Origin of the sequence: Streptomyces sp. NPDC007991 (assembly GCF_042958445.1) — a bacterium.
Classification (GTDB): domain Bacteria; phylum Actinomycetota; class Actinomycetes; order Streptomycetales; family Streptomycetaceae; genus Streptomyces.
Window position 1 is genome coordinate 153,063 of the sequence record NZ_JBIBJD010000003.1, and the last position, 19,061, is coordinate 172,123.

Annotated in this window: 20 protein-coding genes; 7 read left to right on the forward strand and 13 right to left on the reverse strand. The window is 72.6% G+C overall.

Annotated elements, in window-relative coordinates; genetic code table 11:
* Positions 1 to 165: 165 nt before the first annotated feature.
* From ACFZDA_RS09120 to ACFZDA_RS09135, 4 genes are all read right to left on the reverse strand, one after another.
* Positions 166 to 1,245: a DUF4037 domain-containing protein gene (locus ACFZDA_RS09120; RefSeq protein ID WP_391077243.1), complete on the reverse strand. Its 1,080-nt coding sequence runs from the start codon at positions 1,243 to 1,245 to the stop codon at positions 166 to 168.
* A gap of 2 nt (positions 1,246 to 1,247) precedes the next feature.
* Positions 1,248 to 2,171, reverse strand: coding sequence for an aminoglycoside phosphotransferase family protein (locus ACFZDA_RS09125; RefSeq protein WP_391077246.1), 924 nt, complete (start codon positions 2,169 to 2,171; stop codon positions 1,248 to 1,250).
* 25 nt (positions 2,172 to 2,196) lie between these two features.
* A complete protein-coding gene (locus ACFZDA_RS09130; RefSeq protein ID WP_391077249.1) occupies positions 2,197 to 3,177 on the reverse strand; it encodes a zinc-binding dehydrogenase in 981 nt (326 codons plus the stop codon).
* Positions 3,178 to 3,279: 102 nt separating this feature from the next.
* Entirely contained in the window at positions 3,280 to 4,440 is a 1,161-nt protein-coding gene (locus ACFZDA_RS09135) for an FAD-dependent oxidoreductase (RefSeq protein WP_391077252.1), read from the reverse strand.
* A gap of 130 nt (positions 4,441 to 4,570) precedes the next feature.
* Here ACFZDA_RS09135 and ACFZDA_RS09140 point away from each other — a divergent pair, with 130 nt between their 5' ends.
* Entirely contained in the window at positions 4,571 to 5,248 is a 678-nt protein-coding gene (locus ACFZDA_RS09140) for a pentapeptide repeat-containing protein (RefSeq protein ID WP_391077255.1), read from the forward strand.
* A 44-nt stretch (positions 5,249 to 5,292) separates the two neighbouring features.
* Here ACFZDA_RS09140 and ACFZDA_RS09145 read toward each other — a convergent pair whose 3' ends face one another.
* Positions 5,293 to 5,793 carry a hypothetical protein gene (locus ACFZDA_RS09145; protein ID WP_391077258.1) on the reverse strand — a complete coding sequence of 167 codons (501 nt, stop codon included), beginning with the start codon at positions 5,791 to 5,793 and terminating at the stop codon, positions 5,293 to 5,295.
* A 284-nt stretch (positions 5,794 to 6,077) separates the two neighbouring features.
* Between ACFZDA_RS09145 and ACFZDA_RS09150 the strand changes: the two genes are divergently transcribed.
* On the forward strand, positions 6,078 to 7,472 hold the full coding sequence (locus ACFZDA_RS09150) for a M1 family aminopeptidase (RefSeq protein ID WP_391077261.1): 1,395 nt from the start codon (positions 6,078 to 6,080) through the stop codon (positions 7,470 to 7,472).
* A gap of 15 nt (positions 7,473 to 7,487) precedes the next feature.
* On the opposite strand, the gene ACFZDA_RS09155 is transcribed toward ACFZDA_RS09150, so the two are convergent.
* Both ACFZDA_RS09155 and ACFZDA_RS09160 read right to left on the reverse strand, forming a co-directional pair.
* On the reverse strand, positions 7,488 to 7,838 hold the full coding sequence (locus ACFZDA_RS09155; RefSeq protein ID WP_391077264.1) for a GNAT family N-acetyltransferase: 351 nt from the start codon (positions 7,836 to 7,838) through the stop codon (positions 7,488 to 7,490).
* 137 nt (positions 7,839 to 7,975) lie between these two features.
* Positions 7,976 to 8,551 (reverse strand): TerD family protein, encoded by a 576-nt coding sequence (locus ACFZDA_RS09160; RefSeq protein ID WP_010035999.1) that lies wholly within the window; start codon positions 8,549 to 8,551, stop codon positions 7,976 to 7,978.
* 146 nt (positions 8,552 to 8,697) lie between these two features.
* Between ACFZDA_RS09160 and arfB the strand changes: the two genes are divergently transcribed.
* Complete coding sequence (gene arfB, locus ACFZDA_RS09165; RefSeq protein ID WP_391077268.1) at positions 8,698 to 9,135, forward strand: alternative ribosome rescue aminoacyl-tRNA hydrolase ArfB; 438 nt, start codon at positions 8,698 to 8,700, stop codon at positions 9,133 to 9,135.
* Positions 9,136 to 9,139: 4 nt separating this feature from the next.
* Here arfB and ACFZDA_RS09170 read toward each other — a convergent pair whose 3' ends face one another.
* Positions 9,140 to 9,607, reverse strand: coding sequence for a GNAT family N-acetyltransferase (locus ACFZDA_RS09170; protein WP_391077270.1), 468 nt, complete (start codon positions 9,605 to 9,607; stop codon positions 9,140 to 9,142).
* A gap of 45 nt (positions 9,608 to 9,652) precedes the next feature.
* Positions 9,653 to 10,237 carry a flavin reductase gene (locus tag ACFZDA_RS09175; RefSeq protein ID WP_391077273.1) on the reverse strand — a complete coding sequence of 195 codons (585 nt, stop codon included), beginning with the start codon at positions 10,235 to 10,237 and terminating at the stop codon, positions 9,653 to 9,655.
* Positions 10,238 to 10,587: 350 nt separating this feature from the next.
* Here ACFZDA_RS09175 and cdgB point away from each other — a divergent pair, with 350 nt between their 5' ends.
* Positions 10,588 to 12,249 (forward strand): diguanylate cyclase CdgB, encoded by a 1,662-nt coding sequence (cdgB, locus tag ACFZDA_RS09180; RefSeq protein WP_391077276.1) that lies wholly within the window; start codon positions 10,588 to 10,590, stop codon positions 12,247 to 12,249.
* Between the two features lie 118 nt (positions 12,250 to 12,367).
* Positions 12,368 to 13,297, forward strand: a complete 930-nt coding sequence (locus ACFZDA_RS09185) for a carbohydrate-binding protein (RefSeq protein WP_391077280.1) — start codon at positions 12,368 to 12,370, stop codon at positions 13,295 to 13,297.
* A gap of 9 nt (positions 13,298 to 13,306) precedes the next feature.
* On the opposite strand, the gene ACFZDA_RS09190 is transcribed toward ACFZDA_RS09185, so the two are convergent.
* The 3 genes from ACFZDA_RS09190 to ACFZDA_RS09200 form a co-directional block, all read right to left on the reverse strand.
* Positions 13,307 to 14,236 (reverse strand): hexose kinase, encoded by a 930-nt coding sequence (locus ACFZDA_RS09190; protein WP_391077283.1) that lies wholly within the window; start codon positions 14,234 to 14,236, stop codon positions 13,307 to 13,309.
* Between the two features lie 123 nt (positions 14,237 to 14,359).
* Positions 14,360 to 15,595, reverse strand: coding sequence for an N-acetylglucosamine-6-phosphate deacetylase (nagA, locus tag ACFZDA_RS09195; protein ID WP_391077286.1), 1,236 nt, complete (start codon positions 15,593 to 15,595; stop codon positions 14,360 to 14,362).
* Positions 15,595 to 16,536, reverse strand: a complete 942-nt coding sequence (locus ACFZDA_RS09200) for an ROK family protein (protein WP_391077289.1) — start codon at positions 16,534 to 16,536, stop codon at positions 15,595 to 15,597. The genes nagA and ACFZDA_RS09200 overlap by 1 nt, the downstream gene beginning before the upstream one ends.
* A 133-nt stretch (positions 16,537 to 16,669) precedes the next feature.
* Here ACFZDA_RS09200 and ACFZDA_RS09205 point away from each other — a divergent pair, with 133 nt between their 5' ends.
* Positions 16,670 to 17,923 carry an extracellular solute-binding protein gene (locus ACFZDA_RS09205; protein WP_391077292.1) on the forward strand — a complete coding sequence of 418 codons (1,254 nt, stop codon included), beginning with the start codon at positions 16,670 to 16,672 and terminating at the stop codon, positions 17,921 to 17,923.
* Positions 17,924 to 17,958: 35 nt separating this feature from the next.
* On the forward strand, positions 17,959 to 18,204 hold the full coding sequence (locus tag ACFZDA_RS09210) for a DUF3263 domain-containing protein (RefSeq protein WP_391077295.1): 246 nt from the start codon (positions 17,959 to 17,961) through the stop codon (positions 18,202 to 18,204).
* Positions 18,205 to 18,210: 6 nt separating this feature from the next.
* Here ACFZDA_RS09210 and otsB read toward each other — a convergent pair whose 3' ends face one another.
* Entirely contained in the window at positions 18,211 to 19,059 is an 849-nt protein-coding gene (gene otsB / locus ACFZDA_RS09215) for a trehalose-phosphatase (protein ID WP_391077298.1), read from the reverse strand.
* Positions 19,060 to 19,061: the final 2 nt, after the last annotated feature.

Below are 19,061 nucleotides of genomic sequence, written 5' to 3' on the forward strand. Positions count from 1 at the left end.
GACCCAGTCATGACTTTTATTTGGCGCATTCTTTGCCATGCGCGTAAGGATGAAAACATTGCGTGATGAATCTGTGACCGAGGGGGACTGGTGAGGGCCGCGGGGGTGGTTGCACCACGACATACGACGGGCCCGTCCAAGTCCGGACGGGCCCTTGTCATGCCCTCACGGGTGATGTCGCACGTTCTGGACGTCGCTCAGGGCGTCCGTGCTGTCCACCCACTGGTCGATCGCGCCGGTGTCGGGCAGGGCGCGCAGGGCCGGGTCCGTGAGGCGGGCGCGGAGTGCTGCCGTGAAGCGTTCCGCGTGGAGGACCTGGAACGGGCGGCTGTGGTACGGGCGGGTGGTGGGGTCGACGGGGTCTGTGAGCGCGAGGTCGTTGTGGTGGGTCGCGATGGCCTCGTAGGCGTGTTTGAGGTGGTGCTCGCGGGTGTGCCAGTCGGGGGCCGTCAGCGCCGCGGTCAGGGTGGGGGTGAGCGTCGCGCCCAGGGGGGTCGCGGTGAAGGCGGTGCCGAGCCACTTGCTGTACGGCGGGTAGCGGCGGTGCATGAGGAGGCTCAGGCGCATCAGGTCGCGGATCAGACGGGCGGCCACGATCGCGGAGCCGAGTTCGTCGCCCACCTCGCCGCAGCGGCCTACGAAGGCCTCCTCCTGCGAGATGCGTTTCCACTGGCAGGCCAGGACGTACAGCCACATGTCGTGCGGGTACCAGCGGAGGGCGGTGCGGGCCGGGGCGAGTTGGTCGAGGCCGTCGTGGAAGACGGCGCCCGCGGTGACCTCGGCCAGGCGTTGGGTGGGGGTGGCCAGCCAGTCCGCCGTGGTGACGCCCTGGGCCGGGTCGAACCCGAGATGGGTCGTGAACCAGGTGGCGGGGTCCGCGATGTCGACGCGGTGGTGGACCGGGCCGTCGGTGCCGGTCATGACGCGGATGTCGGTGCCCGGGTCGTCCCCGGTGGGGGCGAAGTGCGTGGGGTGGCCGAGGAAGGTCTTCGGGAGGCGGTGGGAGAGCAGGGCGGTGAGGCGGGGGCCGTGGGCCTCGGCGTCCTCCGGGCGCAGGAAGAGCTGGAGGCGCGGCCCCCACTCGTGGTCGGCCGAGCGTGCGGTGTCGTAGCCGAGGACCTCGGAGCCGCTGCCCAGGCGCGCGGCCGAGTGGGGCAGGCCGGGGAGGGCCTCGTCCAGCAGGGGGCGTACGGCCTCGGTGTAGAAGCGGCGGGAGAGTTCCAGGCCGGGGAGGAAGGGGGGCATGGTCAGCCGGTGTGGTCGCGCAGGCGGCGGGCGATGGTGAGCTGGTCGTCGTCCAGGGGGCGGCCGTCCTCGATGTCCCACAGGGCGTTCTGGAGGAGGCGGCCGAGGGTCCAGGCGCGGGCGCGGGGGCGGTCCAGGGCGAGGACGTCGGTCATGGCGTCGAAGCGCCAGAGGATGTCGTCGGGGTCGTAGCGGTTGGCGATGGCCGGCCACAGCTCGAAGCCGGGGTCGCCCGCGAGGGGCTTGGGGTCGATGGCGAGCCAGGGGGCGCGGTCGGAGGCGAGGACGTTCTCGTCGTGGAGGTCCCAGTGCAGGAGCCGGTCACCGGGTTCGTCGACGACCTCGCGTACGGCGGCGGCGCAGTCGGCGACGAGGCCGCGGGCCTCGGGGTCCGGGACGCGGTCGATCGCCCACGGGGTCTGGTCGAGCATGGCCCGGGCGATGTCCCCGAGGCGGCGCATGCCGGGCGGGGCGGGGAAGGAGGTGAGGTGGGCGAGGAGTTCGGCGATGGTGACGACGGCCTGGTGGGGGTCCGGGACGTGGGACAGCATCCGGGTCTCGTCGAGACGCTCCAGCAGCATGGTGCCGGTGGGCTCGTCGTGGTCGAGGAGCCGGACCGCTCCGTCGCCGTCCCAGACGCCAAGCGCGACCGGTTCGCCCTCGCTCTCCTCGTCGAGGATCTGCAGCTTGAGGACCGCGGGGCCCCCGTCGGCGCGGCGGACCGGGACGACCAGGGCGGACACGCCGTGCATGGGCGGCCCGTCGGGCTCCAGTCCCCAGCGGTCGAGGAAGCCGGCCGTCAGGTCCGGCAGTTCATCGATGAAGGCGCGGCCCGCCTCGCCGTTGTACCTCTCCTGTGACGCTGCCAGTTCCCGGGGGATGTCGATCACTTTCGGCACGGTAGTGGGGCGGGCCGGGCGGGTCATGTGAATTAACGGGCGGGGCCTCGCCTCATGGCTCCAGCACCACCTTTCCGATCGTCCCCCGGCTCTCCAGCGCCCGGTGCGCGGCCGCGGCCTCGCGCAGCGGGAAGCGGTGTACGGCCGGGGTGAGCCGGCCGGCGGCGGCCTCGGCGAGGGCGCGCAGTTCGAGGGTGCGTACCGGGTCGGGGCCGCCGGCCTTCCGGAGCATCACGGGGCCGAGGACCTGCTCGGAGACGCCCTCGACGAGGTAGGGACCGCCGTCGTGGATGCCGTCCGCGGACCAGCCGAAGACGACGTGCTTGCCGCCGGGGCCGAGCAGGGCGACGGCCTCGCGGGCCACGTCGCCCCCGACGCCGTCGAAGACGACGGTCGCGCTCCGGCCGCCGAGGTGGGCACGGACCTTCGCGGGCCAGGCCGGGTCCGTGTAGTCGACGGCGAGGTCGGCGCCGCCCGCCTGGACGCGGGCGACCTTCTCCGGCCCGCCCGCGAGGCCGACGACCGTGGCGCCGGCGTTCTTCGCGTACTGCACGAGGAGCGTGCCGATGCCGCCGGCCGCGGCCGGGACGACGGCCACCGAGTCGGGGCCCAGCTCGGCGAACTGCAGGATCCCCATCGTCGTACGGCCCGTGCCGATCATGGCGACGGCCTCGGCGAAGTCCAGGTTCGCCGGGATCTCGTGCAGGCGCCCGGCCTCGGTGACGGCCAGTTCGGCGTAGCCTCCGGGGGCGAAGCCGAGGTGGGCGACGACCCGCTTGCCGAGCCACAGGTCCGCGACGCCCTCGCCCAGGGACTCGACGACACCGGCCACCTCGCGGCCGGGGATGGTGGGCAGGGGCGTCGGCTCGGGCGCCGGGCCCTGTACGCCCTCGCGCAGGGCGGTGTCCAGGAGGTGGACGCCCGCGGCCCGTACGGCGACCCGGACCTGGCCGGGGCCCGGCCGCGGGTCCTCGACCTGCTCGTAGGTCAGGTTCTCGGCCGGGCCGAAGGCGTGCAGGCGTATGGCGTGCATGGGAACTCCTGGGTGGCGTTGTCCGGTGTGCCGGTGGGGCGTCCGGTGCGAGCGGGGTCCGTCTGTGCTCATCGGTGCGTCCGGTGCGCCCAGCCTTCAACCTCAAGCTTGCTTGAGGTCAAGCTCCCGCCGGCCGAGCGCCAACGACACCGCCGTCAGGGCGCTGTTGAAGGAGACCTCCGACAGCACGCCCGGGGCCGCGACCTGGTCGCCGGCGAGGTAGACACCGTCGCCCCGGTCCACGGCCGGCCGGTCGCGCCAGCTGGTGCCGGGCAGGTCGACCGCGCCCGTACGGCCGTTCGCGACGGCCTCGCGCCGCCAGGTGACGCGCTCGCGCCACCCCGGGAAGCCCAGGTCCAGCAACTGCTCGGCGCGGGCGGTGCCATCGGCCTTGGACTCGTGCGGCGCGATGGGGATCTGCCCCTGGATGAGCTGCCGGCCGGCCGGGGCGAGGCTGCGGTCCTGGGCGGTGAACCGTTCGAGCCAGCCGGGCGCGTCGAGGTCGGAGACCGCGAACGCGTCCCCGCGCCGCGTCCGTACGGCGAGGTCGACGAGGACGGTACGGCCGCTCGGCCAGGTCAGGGAGTCGTCGCCGAGCAGGCGCCGGGCGGCGTCGAGGGACGTGGCGACGACGACCGGCGTGTCGGTGGGGAGCGTGTCGACCCGGGACAGGGTCTCCACCCGGACGCCCAGGTTCCAGGCGCGGGCGGCCATCCGGTCGATGAGGGTGGCCCAGCCGCCGCGCGGATAGTGCGCCTCGGGCGGCAGCTTGGTGGCGCGGCGCAGGCGCTCCTGCACGAACGCGGCGGACAGGGAGCCGGGGTCGTGGTGGAAGAGGGCGACGGCCGAGTAGTGGGCGGCGGCCCGGGCCCCCTCCTCGCCCGCGACGCCGGTCGCCCAGGTCAGGAAGTCGACGTCCACGGGCGCCTGTTCGGCGGTCCGGCGCAGCAGCTTCAGCATCGGGAAGGGCGGGGTGCGGCGCAGCGCGCCGTGGTGCCGCAACCGTAGCCGGGCGGCCTCCAGGGGCGGGATCGGGGCGAGTGGCCCGATCAGGTCGCGCTGCTTGAGCCAGGCCCAGTGCGGGCCGCCGTTGTAGAGGGCGTGCGGGCCCTCGTTCGTGCGGTAGGGGCCCTCGGCGGTGCGGGCCCGGCCGCCGAGGGTGTGGTGTGCTTCGTGGACGGTGACCTTGGCGCCCGCCTCGGCGGCGGTGATGGCGGCGGTCAGTCCGGCGAAGCCGCCGCCGATGACGGTGATGCGGTGCATGGCTGGGGGTCTCCCTCGGGTCGGGGTCGCCTTCTGGAAAGTACGACCGACCGAGGGCACCGGAATGTGACATGGTCGGTGTTCCCGCAGGTCAGGGCCGGTTGTCAGAGGTGGGGTGCAGCATGGGGGCATGGCGAGGACAGCGGCGGGCGGTACGGGTGTGAAGAGTGCGCGGCGACCGGAGGTGCGGCTGCCCGCGCTGGGGCCCCACGAGGGCGGCGAGCTGGAACCGGACGGGGACTACGACGGGCTGGACTTCCAGGAAGCGGACTTCACCGGTCAGGACGGCTCGGGCGCCCGCTTCATGGACTGCGCCCTGACGGGCTGCGCGCTGGACGAGACCCGGCTGCGGCACGCCCGCGTCCTGGACTCGACTCTCACCGGCGTCCGGGGCGTCGGCACCGACCTCGCCGAGGCGACCCTGCGCGATGTGGAGCTGACCGATGCCCGGCTCGGCGGGCCGCAGTTGCACGGGGCGATGCTGGAGCGCGTGCTGATCCGCGGCGGCAAGATCGACTACCTGAATGTGCGCACGGCCCGGCTCAGAGACGTCGTCTTCGAGGGCTGTGTCCTGGTCGAGCCGGACTTCGGCGGGGCCCGCCTGGAGCGCGTGGAGTTCGTGGACTGCGCGCTGAAGGGCGCCGACCTCCACGCGGCGACCCTGACGGACGTCGACCTGCGGGGCGCCGCGTCCCTGGAGATCAGCCGCGGGCTGGACCGGCTGTCGGGGGCGGTGATCAGCACGGCGCAGCTGCTGGATCTGGCGCCGGTGCTGGCCGCGCAGTGGGGGATCCGTGTGGAGGACTGAGCAAGGCGTTCGTGCCGGTCACGGGCCCCCGGGGACGCGGGTGTTCACGGAAGGCGGGGGAAGCGCGCCTGGAGCGTCCAGATCGCCGGGTTCTCGGCGAGGTCGTCGTGCAGGTCGGTGAGGTCGGCGATCAGGTCGTGCAGGAAGTCCCGGGCCTCGCGGCGCAGTTCGGCGTGGGAGACGGTGAGCGGGGGCTCGTCCGCCGGCATCCAGTCGGCCTCGATGTCCACCCACCCGAAGCGGCGCTCGAAGAGCATCCGGTCGGTCGACTCGGTGAAGTCCAGCTCCGCCCGCTGCGGCCGGGACGCCCGGGAGCCCGCCGGGTCCCGGTCGATCCGCTCCACGATGTCGCACAGCGCCCACGCGAAGTCGAGCACCGGCACCCATCCCCAGGCTGTGGACACCTCATGGTCGGTCTTGGTGTCCGCCAGATAGACGTCACCGCAGAACAGGTCGTGCCGCAGGGCGCGGACGTCCGCGCGGCGGTAGTCGGTCTGCGGCGGGTCGGGGAAGCGGTTGGAGAGGGCGTAGCCGATGTCGAGCACGGACGTGATGGTGCCACGCGCCGCTGAGGGGGCGTCCGCCTGGGGCTTGTCCGCAAAGTCCCGCCGTCCGCTTGGAGGGCGGGCCGCGCGGCGTCCGGTGCGTGCTCTGGGGCCCCCGGCCGAAGGCTGGGGAGCGCCGGCCGGGAGCCCCCGTACTGGGCGTACTCGGGCTTTCGTCCGGTGCGGCGAGTGGGGGCACTTCCCACGCCCTTGAGGCAGTGGGGGAGCGTACCGGGCGCCGCGGGGCAGGCGGGACTTCGCGGACACACCCTAGGATCCGGAGGGTGGCTCGATCTGTGCGTCTTGTCCCCGTCCTGCTCGTCTGCTGCGCTCTCGCCGGCACCGCGTGCGGCGGCGGAGTCCACGGCACCCCGGGCGGCTCCGGCGTACGCGACCCGTACTTCCCGAAGGCGGGCAACGGCGGCTACGACGTCACCCACTACGGCCTGCGTCTCGACTACGCCCCGGACGCACACCACCTCACCGGCACGGCCACCCTCACCGCCCGGGCCACCCAAGCCCTCTCCGCCTTCAACCTCGACCTGCTCGGACTCAAGGTCGGGAAGGTCACCGTCGGCGGCGAGACCGCCCGCTGGAACCGTGCCGGGCAGGAGCTCACCGTCCGGCCGCGGGAGGATCTCGACGAGGGCGAGACGTTCCGCGTGACCGTCGGCTACTCCGGGGCGCCCGAGACCGTCACCGACCCGGACGGCTCCCAGGAGGGCTGGCTGCGCACGACGGACGGGGCCCTCGCGCTGGGCGAGCCCGCCGGGTCGATGGCCTGGTTCCCCGGCAACCACCACCCCTCCGACAAGGCGGCGTACGACCTCACGGTGACGGTGCCGCGCGGGCTGAGGGCCGTGTCCAACGGGGAGCCGCGCGGCGAGACGACCGCGCGGGGCCGGACGACCTTCCGCTGGCACACCGCCGAGCCGATGGCGAGCTACCTCGCCACGCTCGCCGTCGGCGACTTCGACATCAGCCGCTCCACCACCGCGGACGGCCTGCCCGTCTACACGGCCGTCGACCCGGCGGAGAAGAAGAAGAGCCGCGCGGTCCTCGCGCGCATCCCCGAGGTCCTGCGCTGGGCGGAGCGGCGGTTCGGCCCGTACCCCTTCTCCTCCACCGGCGCGATCGTCGACCGCGCGGCCGACATCGGCTACGCCCTGGAGACCCAGACGCGCCCCGTCTTCCCCGGCGCCCCGGACCTCACGCTCCTCGTCCACGAGCTCGCCCACCAGTGGTACGGCGACTCCGTGACGCCGGAGAGCTGGCGGGACATGTGGCTCAACGAGGGCTTCGCCACGTACGCGGAATGGCTGTGGGAGGAGGATCACGGCGGCGACACGGCGCAGGAGAGCTTCGACGCGCTGTACGACCACGGGGACAAGACCTACGAGGACCTCTGGTCCTTCCCGCCCGGCAGACCCCCGGACGCCGCGCACCTGTCCGGAGCCCCCGTCTACCAGCGCGGCGCGATGGTCCTCCACAAGATCCGCCAGGCGGTGGGTGACGAGGTGTTCGGCGACATCCTCCGGGGGTGGGCGGCGGCCCATCGCCACGGGACCGCCGACACGGCCGACTTCACGGCGTACGTCGAGAAACAGGCGCCCGGGAAGGACTTCGACGGCATCTGGGAGGACTGGCTGTACGGGGAGGGGAAGCCGGAGCGGCCCTGAGGGTGCCAGGGCACGCTAGGGCGCGCTGAGTTCCTTGCGGAGGACCGCGCACGGGCGTTTCATCCGCCGGTCCTCGCGGTGGTCGACGACCTCGTAGCCGAGGGCGGTCCAGAAGGCCACGGCCTGCGGGTTGGCGTCGAGGACGGCGAGGCGTGCGCCGGTGCGGCCCGCCGCGCGGAAGCGCTCCTCCAGGAGGGTGGCCAGACGGCGGCCGTGGCCCTGGCCGTGCAGGCTCGCGTCCACCATCAGCAGGCCGATCCAGGGGTCCGGGTCGGCGGGGTCGGGGTGGTGGGCGAGTGTGATCGCGATCCCGGCCAGGCCGCCGAAGCCGCGGGCGAGCAGCACCTCGGTGCCGGGCCGGTCCACTCCTCCGACAGGGCGTGTGCCACCTGCTCCGGGCGGATGTCGTCAGGTTCGGCAGCGGCCGGGGCCGGCCGGGGACGGGGAAGCCCCCGGGCCGGTGGGCCGGTGCCGGGGGCTTTCGCCGCGGGTGAGGGCGTCCGTCAGACGTTCACGCCGAAGTCCTGGGCGATGCCGACCAGGCCCGAGGCGTAGCCCTGGCCGACCGCGCGGAACTTCCACTCCGCGCCGTTGCGGTACAGCTCGCCGAAGACCATGGCCGTCTCCGTGGCTGCGTCCTCCGACAGGTCGTAGCGGGCGATCTCGGCGCCGCCGGCCTGGTTGACGATGCGGATGTAGGCGTTGCGGACCTGGCCGAAGTTCTGCGAGCGGTTCTCGGCGTCGTAGATGGACACCGGGAAGACGATCTTGTCGATGTCGGCCGGGAGGGCGGCGAGGTTGACGTTGATCGCCTCGTCGTCGCCGGCGCCCTCACCCGTGCGGTTGTCACCGGTGTGGACGATCGAGTTGTCCGGGGTCTGCTTGTTGTTGAAGAAGACGAAGTGGGCGTCCGAGTAGACCTTGCCCTGTGTGTTGACCGCGATCGCGGACGCGTCGAGGTCGAAGTCCGTGCCGGTGGTGGTGCGGACGTCCCAGCCGAGGCCCACGGTGACAGCGGTCAGGCCCGGAGCCTCCTTGGTGAGCGAGACGTTGCCACCCTTGGACAGGCTTACAGCCATTGTTGGGAGTCCCTTCCCTCGTTTACGTACGGCAAAGAAGCTACAGCTACCCCCATGAACGCGGAGAGGGGTACGCGAGGTTCCAGGTCCTTTACTTTCTTTACTCGCGATTATTCGGGTGACGTGGACCGGACAGGAGCGGGAACATGGACGGCATGTCCGGTCCTCACGTCATCCGCGGCTCCGTCTCCCTGCCCGAGGCCGAGCTCATCTGGCGTTTCTCGCGGTCGTCGGGGCCGGGCGGGCAGCACGTCAACACCAGTGACTCGAAGGTCGAGCTGAGCTTCGACCTGGCGAGGACCGAGGCGCTGCCCGAGGTGTGGAAGAAGCGGGCGCTGGAGCGGCTGGCCGGGCGCCTGGTCGACGGGGTCGTCACCGTGCGTTCCTCCGAGCACCGCTCCCAGTGGCGCAACCGCGAGGCCGCCGCCGTACGCCTCGCCGCGCTCCTGGCCGAGGCGACCGCACCCCCGCCCAAGCCCCGCAAGCCGACCCGGATCCCCCGGGGCATCAACGAGCGGCGGCTGCGCGAGAAGAAGCAGCGCTCGGAGACGAAGCGGGGGCGATCGGCGCAGGGCTGGAGTTAGGGCCCTAGGTCAGCTCCAGCACTCCGACCGTCTGGCCTCCGCTGATCTCCCCGTTCGGGCGGAAGCCGAGCCCCAGGTAGAAGCCCTCAGGGCCGTCGGGGCCGGGATGCCAGGTGACGTAGAACTGCCGGGTGTCGCGCCGGCGGAGTTCCTCCGCGACGGACTCGACGGCGAAACGGCCGTGGCCCCTGCCCTGCTCCCCGGCCGCGATGTTCAGCCGCCACAGGCCCGAGCGCAGCACGCTGCCGTCCTCGTACCAGTCGATGTCGAAGAAGGCCATGAGGAATCCGACCGGGTGGTCGCCGTCGGTGATCAGGCGGGGCCAGGCGACGCCCGGATGGACGTAGGCCTCCGCGAGGGACTTCACGACCGGGGCGACCGCGTGCTCCTGATCGGGGCGGACGGCGATACCGAGGGCGGCGTCGAGATTCGCGGGGGTGATCTCCGCGAGGCGCGGGCCGGTCCTGGTCATGCGCGCAGCCCAGGCGGGCGGATCACCGCCGGGCCAACCGTTTCCTCAGCCCAACTGCCGGTACCGGCCCCGGAAATACGTCAGCGGGCCCCCCTCCGCGCTCGGCACCCGGGCCGTCAGGACGCGGCCGATGACCAGGGTGTGGTCGCCGGCCGGCACGCGCTGCTCGGTGCGGCACTCCAGGACCGCCAGGGCACCGCCCACCAGGGGCGAACCGGTGTACTCACCGCGCGTGTACGGGATGTCCGCGAAGAGCAGACGGTCGCTGACGCGGCCCTTCATGGCGAAGCGGCCCGCGATGTGCCGCTGGCTCTCGGAGAGGACCGAGACCGCCCACAGGGGCTGCTCGTCGAGCAGCTCGTCCATGCGGGAGCCCTCGCGCAGGCTCACCAGCACCAGGGGCGGGTCCAGGGACACCGACATGAAGGCCGTGGCCGTCATGCCCACGTCCTCGCTGCCCGGCGCCGAGGGGTCGTCGGGGTCGAGCGGCGGCTCCTGCGCGGTCACCAGGACCACGCCCGAGGCCAGCCGGGACATGGCGGCGCGGAACTCGTCGTTGCTCACCCCCTCAGCATGCCCGGGGGCGGGCGACGGAATGATCGGGTACGTGGCAGCGGGAGTGTTCGGCACGCCCGAAACGCTAATCTCCGTCTCCGGCGCCCCGCATCGGGCTCCCGCCCGATCACGGTCTTAGGTCTCCCGACGGGCTCCGGACGGTCTCCCGACGGCCTCCCGACGGACTCGGGGGAGAAATGTGTGCGCAACCTGACAAAGCCTGCGTTCGGTAGTCGCACGTGAAGAACGCAGAAACTCCACTCAATTGTTCAGGTTTGCCTGTGACTTGAGTCACAAGGGGCAGGAATTGTTGACCCTGTGTACCGAGTGGGCAGCGCGCTGTGATTCAGTGGCTGGGAAGCTGCCAGGACGATACGCCGATGAGAACCCTTGATTCGCTGCGAGGTCTCGGGGGGAGGGCGAGCATGGAGACCGAGTCGGAGCCCTACGTCCGCCTTGCGTCCCTGCGGCAACTGCACCAGGTCATGGCCGACATGAACACGGCCCGCAGCCTGGCGGACACACTGCAGACCGTCGCGGAGGGCGTCGTCGCCGCCCTCGGGTACGAGCTGGCGTGCGTGAACCTCGTACGGCCCGACGGCGACCTCGTCGTCGCCGCCTTCGCCGGGAACCCCGCCGCCGAGGCCCTCATCACCGGCCGCGTCGGCTCGCGCGCGTCCTGGGAACGCCGCCTCGGCATGGGCGAGCACTGGGGCGACCTGGTGTTCATACCGCACACCGAGGGCTGGGTCCTCGACGACGACGACGTCCCGCAGTGGTACACCGACGGCCCCGCCCCCCGCTTCGAGGACGAGTGGCACCCGGCCGACCGGCTCTTCGCCCCGATGTACGCGCCCGGCCCGCAGGGCAGCGCGGCCTGCGGCGAACTGATCGGCGTGCTGTCCGTGGACCGGCCGCGCAACGGCCGCCGCCCCGGCGCCTGGGGCCGTGAGGCGCTCCAGATGTACGCCTTCCAGGCCGCCATCGCGATCAGCAACGCCCGGCTGCGCGCCAACATGCAGCGGGCGCTCGTCCGGCTGGAGCGCGAGCAGCAGGCACTGCGGGCCAGTGAGGAAAGCTTCAGGCAGGCCTTCGAATACGCCCCGTCCGGCATGGCCATCGCCGAGATGGGCGGGGACCAGCACGGCCGGATCCTGCGCACGAACGACGCCCTGTGCCGGCTGCTCGGCCGCCCCGCCTCCGCGATGCGCCGCTACTCGTTCTCCGACCTGGTCCACCCCGAGGACATAGGCACGCTCCTGCGCACCTCCGCCGAGGGCGGCCGGGCCGAACTCCGCCTCGGCCGCCGGGACGGCACCTACGTCTGGGTCAGCCTGCGCAACAGCGTCGTCGCGGACGCCGCCGACGGCCCGCGCTTCCTCCTCACCCACGTCGAGGACATCGAGGAGCGCAAGCGCCGCGAGCTCCAGCTCGCCCACCGCGCCTCCCACGACTCGCTCACGGGCCTGCCGAACTCCGCCGAGCTGCGCTCCCGCCTGTCCGCCCGGCTGTGCCAGCGCGCCGCGCCCCCGCATCCCGGCATCATCGAGTCCCACGACGCCGCCTTCGGCCACCCCGGCTTCGACGCGATCGGCCACGCCTTCGACGCCGGGCCGGGCGCCGAGCCGTTCGACGCCTACGACCACCATGTGCACACCATCGCCCCGGACGGCGACCGCGACGACGGCACCAAGGGCCTCGCCGTCCTCTTCTGCGACCTCGACGGCTTCAAGTCGATCAACGACCGGTTCGGGCACAACGCGGGTGACGCGGTGCTCATCGAGGTCGCCCGCCGGCTGAGCAACGGCGTCCGCGACGGCGACACGGTCGCCCGGCTCGGTGGTGACGAATTCGTCATCCTCGCCGACGGGCTGGGCCGAGCCGACGCGCAGGACCTCGCGGTCCGTCTGCGCAACGAGATCATCCAGCCCATCCGCGCCGAGGGGCGGGCCGTCCGGGTCGGCGCCAGCTTTGGCATCGGATGGGCACACTGTGGAATGACGGCGGACGAAGTGTTGAAATCCGCTGACGAGCGGATGTACGTCGAGAAACGATCTCGTCCCAAACAACACAGACGCGCCGGGTGAATCCCAGGTCAGCGAGTTGATGCGGTCTGAGTCACCCGTTTGGGTCACTGGGAGCGGGTAGGCTCGCTCTCTCACCCACGTACCGCATTGCACCGCACCTGACTGAGGAGACCAAGGGATGACGCCCGGCAACAACGGCGCGAGCACGCCCGAGGACGACGACCCGTTCGGCTATCTCTACGCCGACGGGCAGGCCAACGGGGCCCAGCCGCCGTCCGGGGGCTACGGCTACCCGAACTCGGTCAACCGGGTGCGGGCGGTCGGCACGCGCCAGTACGGCCAGCAGCCGCAACAGGCGTCCTACGGGCAGGTCCCGCAGCAGCAGGGTGCTCCCGGCCGGCCGAACCCGCACTACGCGGCACCGGAGACGCTGCCCGGCGGCGCCCCCACCGCGCAGCAGCAGGTGCCGGGCGGCGGCGGAGGCGGCCGGGGTGGCCGCGGCCCCAACACCAAGGGCCTGCTGATCGGCGCCATCGCGGTGGTCGCCGCGGTCGTCATCGGCATCGGCGTGGCCATGATGGGCGGCGACAAGGACAAGGACGAGCCCGACAACCAGGCCAACCCGGGGCCGACCCAGTCCCAGGCGTCGAAGCCGAGCCCGTCGCCCAGCAAGGGCGGCGAGAGCAAGGTCGATCTTCCGAAGACCGACGCCAAGACGCTGCGGCTCGGGCCCGGCGTTTCGACGGCGTCGGACATCAAGGGCGCGAAGGCCGACGGGGGCGTCTATGTGACGGGCTTCAACCACGTCGGAGCGACCGTCACCTGGACCGTCGACGGCATCAAGAAGGCCGGCACCTACCGGCTCTACGTGCGCTATGGCATCCCGGGCGTGGACGCGAACGCCACGCTGGCCGTCAACGGCAAGCCCCAGGACCGGCCCGTCAACATGAAGAACTTCGGCAACCTTCCCAAGGGCGACTGGGAAAAGGGCTGGCAGGAGACGTGGTCCAACGTCAACCTGACCAAGGGCACCAACACGATCGAGCTCGCCTGCAACGAGGGCAACCAGTGCGACGCGAACCTCGATCAGCTCTGGCTCCAGAAGTGACGGCCGCGTTCAAGCCGCGCTGACCTCCCCCGAAACCGTCACCCTGCCCAGCAGCTCCTCGTACACCCCCCGGTCGAACTCCCCGGCCACCGGTGCTGTCACCGTCGCCGCCGACAAGGCCGTCGCCCGGGCCAGGCGGTCCGGCCAGGGGAGGTGTTCGACCAGGGCCGACAGCAGGCCGGCGACCGCCGAGTCGCCCGCGCCCGTCGGGTTGCCTCGGACAGCGGTCGGTGGGGTGGCCCGCCAGCGGCCCTCTCGGGTGGCGGCGAGGAGGCCCTCGGGGCCGAGGGACGCCACGACCGCGGCCGCGCCCCGGCGGCGGGCGTCCTGGGTGGCGCGCAGGGGTTCGTGGGAGCCGGTCAGTTCCGCCAGTTCGTCCGCGTTCGGCTTGATGATGTCCGGGCGGGCCGCGACGCCCCGGCGCAGGGCTTCGCCGCTCGTGTCCAGGAGGACCGGGACGCCGGCGGCACGGGCCGTACGGACCAGGCCCGCGTACGCACCGACCGGCACGCCCGGCGGCAGGCTGCCGCACAGGGCCACCGCCGAGGCGGACCGGAGCAGGTCCCCGTAGGCCTCCTGGAAGGCCGACCACTCGCCGGGCGTGACCATCGGGCCCGGTTCGTTGAGCTGCGTCGTGTCGCCGGTCTGCTCGTCGGCCACGGCGATCGTGCGGCGGGTCGCGCCCGAGACCGGGACCAGCGCGTCCACCACGCCCGGCACCGCCGCGAGCAGCTCCCGCACGACCCGCCCCGTCGCCCCGCCCGTGAAACCGGTCACCGTCACCTCGTGCCCGAGCGCGGCGAGCACCCGGGCCACGTTGACGCCCTTGCCGCCGGGGCGTTCCGTCACCTCGGAGACGCGGTGGGAGGCGTGCGGCCTCAGGGACCGGACGCGGTAGGTGATGTCGAGAGCGGTGTTCAGCGTGACCGTGAGGATCACCTGGGCCGACCTCCCCCGAGAATGCGCTTGCCGCCGTGAACGTTCAGTTAGTCCGATCATGCCAAAGAGACGGCGGTCGGCCCAGTCCTGGAGTCGGCCACCGTCTCCCTACGGCCGGATGGGTCAGTGCAGTTGAGGACCGACCAGCCATTCGCCCCGGCGCATCACGCCCTTGAGCTCGTAGTCCGCGTCCAGAAGCACCAGATCCGCGTCCTTGCCGGGCTCCAGGGAGCCGATCCGGTCGTCCATGCCGAGGAGCCGGGCCGGGGTGGCCGAGAGGGCCGTCACCGCGTCCTCGACGGACAGGCCGTCGACCGTGACCGCCCGCTTGAACGCGCGGTCCAGGGTGAGCGTCGAACCGGCGATCGTGCCGTCCGTCAGCAGGCGGGCCACGCCCTCCGCGACCTCCACCTCCAGCGGGCCCAGCCAGTAGCGTCCGTCGCCGAAACCGGCCGCGTCCATCGCGTCCGTGATGAACGCCACCCGGTCCGCGCCCGCGCGGTGGAACGCCAGCTGGAGCGCGGCGGGGTGCAGGTGCGTGCCGTCGTTGATCAGCTCGACCGTGATCCGGTCGTCCTCCAGGAGCGCGGCGATCGGGCCGGGGGAGCGGTGGCCGAGCGGCGGCATCGCGTTGAAGAGGTGGGTGGCGACCGTTGCGCCCGCGTCGATGGCCTCGACCGTCTGCTCGTACGTCGCGTCGGTGTGGCCGATCGCCGCGATCACGCCGTGTTCGGCCAGGAGGCGTACGGAGTCGATGCCGCCGGGTAGTTCCGTGGCCAGCGTGACCATCGTCGCCCTGCCCCGGGCCGCGTCGATCAGTTTGCGGACTTCCGCCGGGTCCGGGTCGCGCAGCAGTGCCTCGGAGTGCGCGCCCTTGCGGCAGGGGGAGATGAACGGGCCCTCGAAGTGGATGCCGGCGATCTCGCCCTGCTCGGCCAGTTCGCTCAGCAGGCCCGCGCGCTGGGTGAGGAAGTCCATGTCGCCGGTGACGGTCGAGGCGACCAGGGTCGTCGTGCCGTGCAGGCGGTGGGTGTGGATGCCCTTGAGGATGTCCTCGACCGAGCCGGAGGTGAAGGAGGCTCCGCCGCCGCCGTGGTTGTGGATGTCGACGAAGCCGGGGATCAGCCAGTGGCCTGTCAGGTCGACGGCCTGGGCGTTTTCCGGTGCTGTGCCGGTGATGCGGGTGCCGTCGATGGTCAGGCGGCCGTCTTCGACGGTTCCTGTGGGGAGGACGACTGTTGCGCCGGTGAGGACCGTGGGGTGTCCGGCCGTTGCGGGGTGCGGGTGCGATGTGGCTGGTCGCGCCCCGCGGCGGAGCCGCATATCGACGCTGTCCCGCGCCCCTGGGGCATCGGTCATCAGGGAGTTACCTCCATACGGTCGGTTCGGTCGAGGAGATCCCAGGCCAGGAGCCCGGCGCCCAGGCATCCGGCTGTGTCCCCCAGCGCCGCGGGGACGAGTGACGGCTGTTTCTGGAAGGTGATGCGGCGACGGATGGCTTCCCGCAGCGGCGTGAACAACGTCTCTCCCGCCTCCGCCAGCCCGCCGCCGATGATCAGGGTGCGGGGATCCAGCAGAGTCAGGGCCGTGACCAGGCCGTCGGCCAAAGCGTCCACGGCGTCCTGCCAGACCGCCCGAGCCCTCGGATCCCCCGACTCGACCGACTTCGCGCAGTCCGCGGCGTCCGCGCCCGGGGTGCCGGAGGCCGCTGCCCACGCCTCGCTCACCGCCGCCGCCGACGCGAAGCGCTCCAGGCAGCCGCGCTGCCCGCAGGGGCACGGCGTCCCGCCGGGGCGTACGACGATATGGCCGATCTCGCCCGCGAAGCCGTGAGCGCCCGCCTCGACCCGGCCGTCGACGCCGATGGCGCCCGCGATGCCGGTGCCCAGCGCGACGAACAGGAACCGGTCCGCGCCCCGGCCCGCGCCGATCCGGCCCTCGGCGAGGCCGCCGGTGCGCACGTCGTGGCCGAGGGCGACCGGGATGTCCAGCCGCTCCGCCAGCAGGTCGCGCAGGGGGACGTCGCGCCAGCCGAGGTTCGCCGCGTAGACGGCGACGCCCCGCGCCTCGTCGACGATGCCGGGCACGGCCACCCCGGCGGCCGACGCGGGCGTGCCGAGGTGCTCGGCGCCGTAGGCGCGCAGCTCGGCGGCGAAGTCGAGGATGCCCTCGACCACGGCGTCCGGTCCGTGCTCGCGTCCGGTGGCCCGGCGGGCGCGGTGCAGCGGCTCGCCCCGCGGGCCGGCCAGAGCGGCCTTCATCCCGGTGCCGCCCACGTCGAGGGCGATGACATGTCTCACGGGGAACAGTGTGACCCGGGGACCCGCAAGAGGTCTAGTCCACTCGCGTGGTGTAGACCTTGTTCCGAATATCGGAAACTTTCGGTGGCGGTCACGCCAGGGTTGGGGAAGAGCAGCGGTGCAGCGGCGGCGGATGGCAGGAACGATCGCGGTGGTGTCCGCACTGGGCATGACGGCGGTCCTCGGCGGCTGTGGCGTGACGGGTGGCTCCGCCGACGTGACCCTGAAGCTGGTCGCCGCCGACTACGGCGACAGCGCGGCCAACAGTTCCCGGAAATACTGGGACAAGCTGGTCGAGGAGTACGAGGCCGGCCACCCCGGCGTCAGGATCGACGTCAGCGTCTACTCCTGGAACGACGTCGACCGCAAGGTCAGGGAGATGGTCGCCGCCGGTGACCCGCCGGACATGGCGCAGATCGGCGCCTACGCCGACTACGCGGCGCAGAACCAGCTCTACAAGGCCGACGACCTGCTCTCCATACCCGTGCAGGCCGACTTCGTGGGGCAGCTGGCCTCCGCGGGACAGGTCAAGGGCGTGCAGTACGGCATGCCGTTCGCCTCCTCCACCCGCGTGCTCTTCTACAACAAGACCCTCTTCGCCAAGGCCGGCATCACCCCGCCCAAGACCTGGGACGACCTGGCCGACGACGCCGAGGCGCTGAAGGAAGAGGGCGTGAAGTACCCCTACGCGCTGCCCCTCGGCCCGGAGGAGGCGCAGGCCGAGACCCTGCAGTGGATGCTCAGCGGCGGGGGCGGCTACACCGACACGGTCGGCAGCTACGGCATCGACGCCCCGGAGAACATCGACACCTTCTCCTGGCTGAAGAACGAACTGGTCGCCAAGGACCTGACCGGGCCGGTCGCGCCCGGCGCGCTGAACCGGGCCGCCGCGTTCGCCGCCTTCGCCAAGGGCCAGGTCGGCATGCTCAACGGCCACCCCTCCCTGATGAAGATGGCCGCCAAGCGCGGCGTCGAGTACGGCATGGTGCCGACCCCGGGCAAGGAGGGGCCGAGCAAGTCCACGCTCGGTGTCGCCGACTGGATGACGGCCTTTCGCAAGAACGGCCACCGCGACCAGGTCGGCGACTTCCTCGACTTCGTCTACAGCGAGAAGAACGTGCTGGCCTTCTCCCGCGAGTACGACCTGCTGCCGGTCACCGGATCCGCCTCCCGGACCATGGCCGCCTCCGGCAAGGACCGGCACCTCAGGCCGTTCCTGGAGGAGCTGGTGGCCTCCGAGCTCTACCCGGTCGGCAAGACCTCCTGGGCCGACGTCAGCGCCGAGGTCAAGAAGCAGATCGGCAAGGCCGTCGCCCCAACCGGCAGCCCCACGGGCGTCCTGGGACACCTCCAGACCGTGGCGACCCGGGCGGAGAGCGGGGAGTAGACCCGCTGTCGGTGGCGGGCGTTACGGTGCCTGGCATGGACGAGGACACGGGCGACGAGCGGCTCGGGCGCAGGGAGCGGGACATCCTCGCGCTCGAACGCCGCGGTTTCTCCGGGCCTGGCGCGAAGGAGCGGGTCATACGGGAGGAGCTGGGCCTCGCCCCCGTGCGCTACTACCAGCTCCTCAACGCCCTGCTGGACGACCCCCGGGCCCTGGCCCACGACCCGGTGACGGTGAACCGGCTGCGGCGGATCCGCGAGAGGCGCCGGGCGGAGCGCTGACAGGCCTTACGGCAGCCGGTCCGCCAGCTCGCTCAGCAGGCGTACGACACCCTCCGGGCCGTCCACCACCACGTCCGCCCGCTCCCTGAGCTCGGTCACCTCGTCGCTGCCACTGCACACCAGCAGGCCCGGGGTGCCGTCCGAGCGGAGCGTGTCGACGGCCGAGAAGGCGGGCAGATCGCCCAGGTCGTCGCCGGCGAAGAGGACGGACCCGGCGCCGATCTCCCGGGCGAACCCGGCGAGGGCGGCGCCCTTGTCCATGCCGGGCGGGCGCAGTTCGAGGACCATGCGGCCGGGCTCCACGATCAGGCCGTGCCGGCCGGCCAGGCCGGCGAGCGGCTCGCGCAGGGAGTCCAGCGTGGCCTGCGGGTCGGCGGCCCGGCGGGTGTGCACCGCCACGGACCGGCCCTTGTCCTCGATCCAGGTCCCCTGCGACGCGCCGAGCCGTTCGAGGAGCTCGGGCAGCTCGGCGCGGACGGCGGCGACGCCGGGATGCGGCTCGGGGGCGCTGACCTCGCCGGTGCGGGCGTCCCAGCGCTCGGCGCCGTAGTGGCCGAGGACCACGAGGTGCTCCAGGCCCGGGGCGTTTGCGAAGCCGCCGTTGCGTACGGCGACCTCGGCGGGCCGCCCGGTGATCACCGCCACGGCGGCCACCTTCGGCGCGAGCGCGGCCAGCGCGGGGACGGCGTCCGGGTGGGCCCGGGCCTGCTCGGGGTCGGCCACGATCGGCGCGAGCGTCCCGTCGAAGTCGAGGCCGATCAAGGCCGTCGCCGGGCGGGTCAGAAGAGCGTCCAGACCCTCCTGCCCGGCTTTCGTGGCGGGCACCGGCAGCGGGGAGTCCGTGGGACCGGTCATCG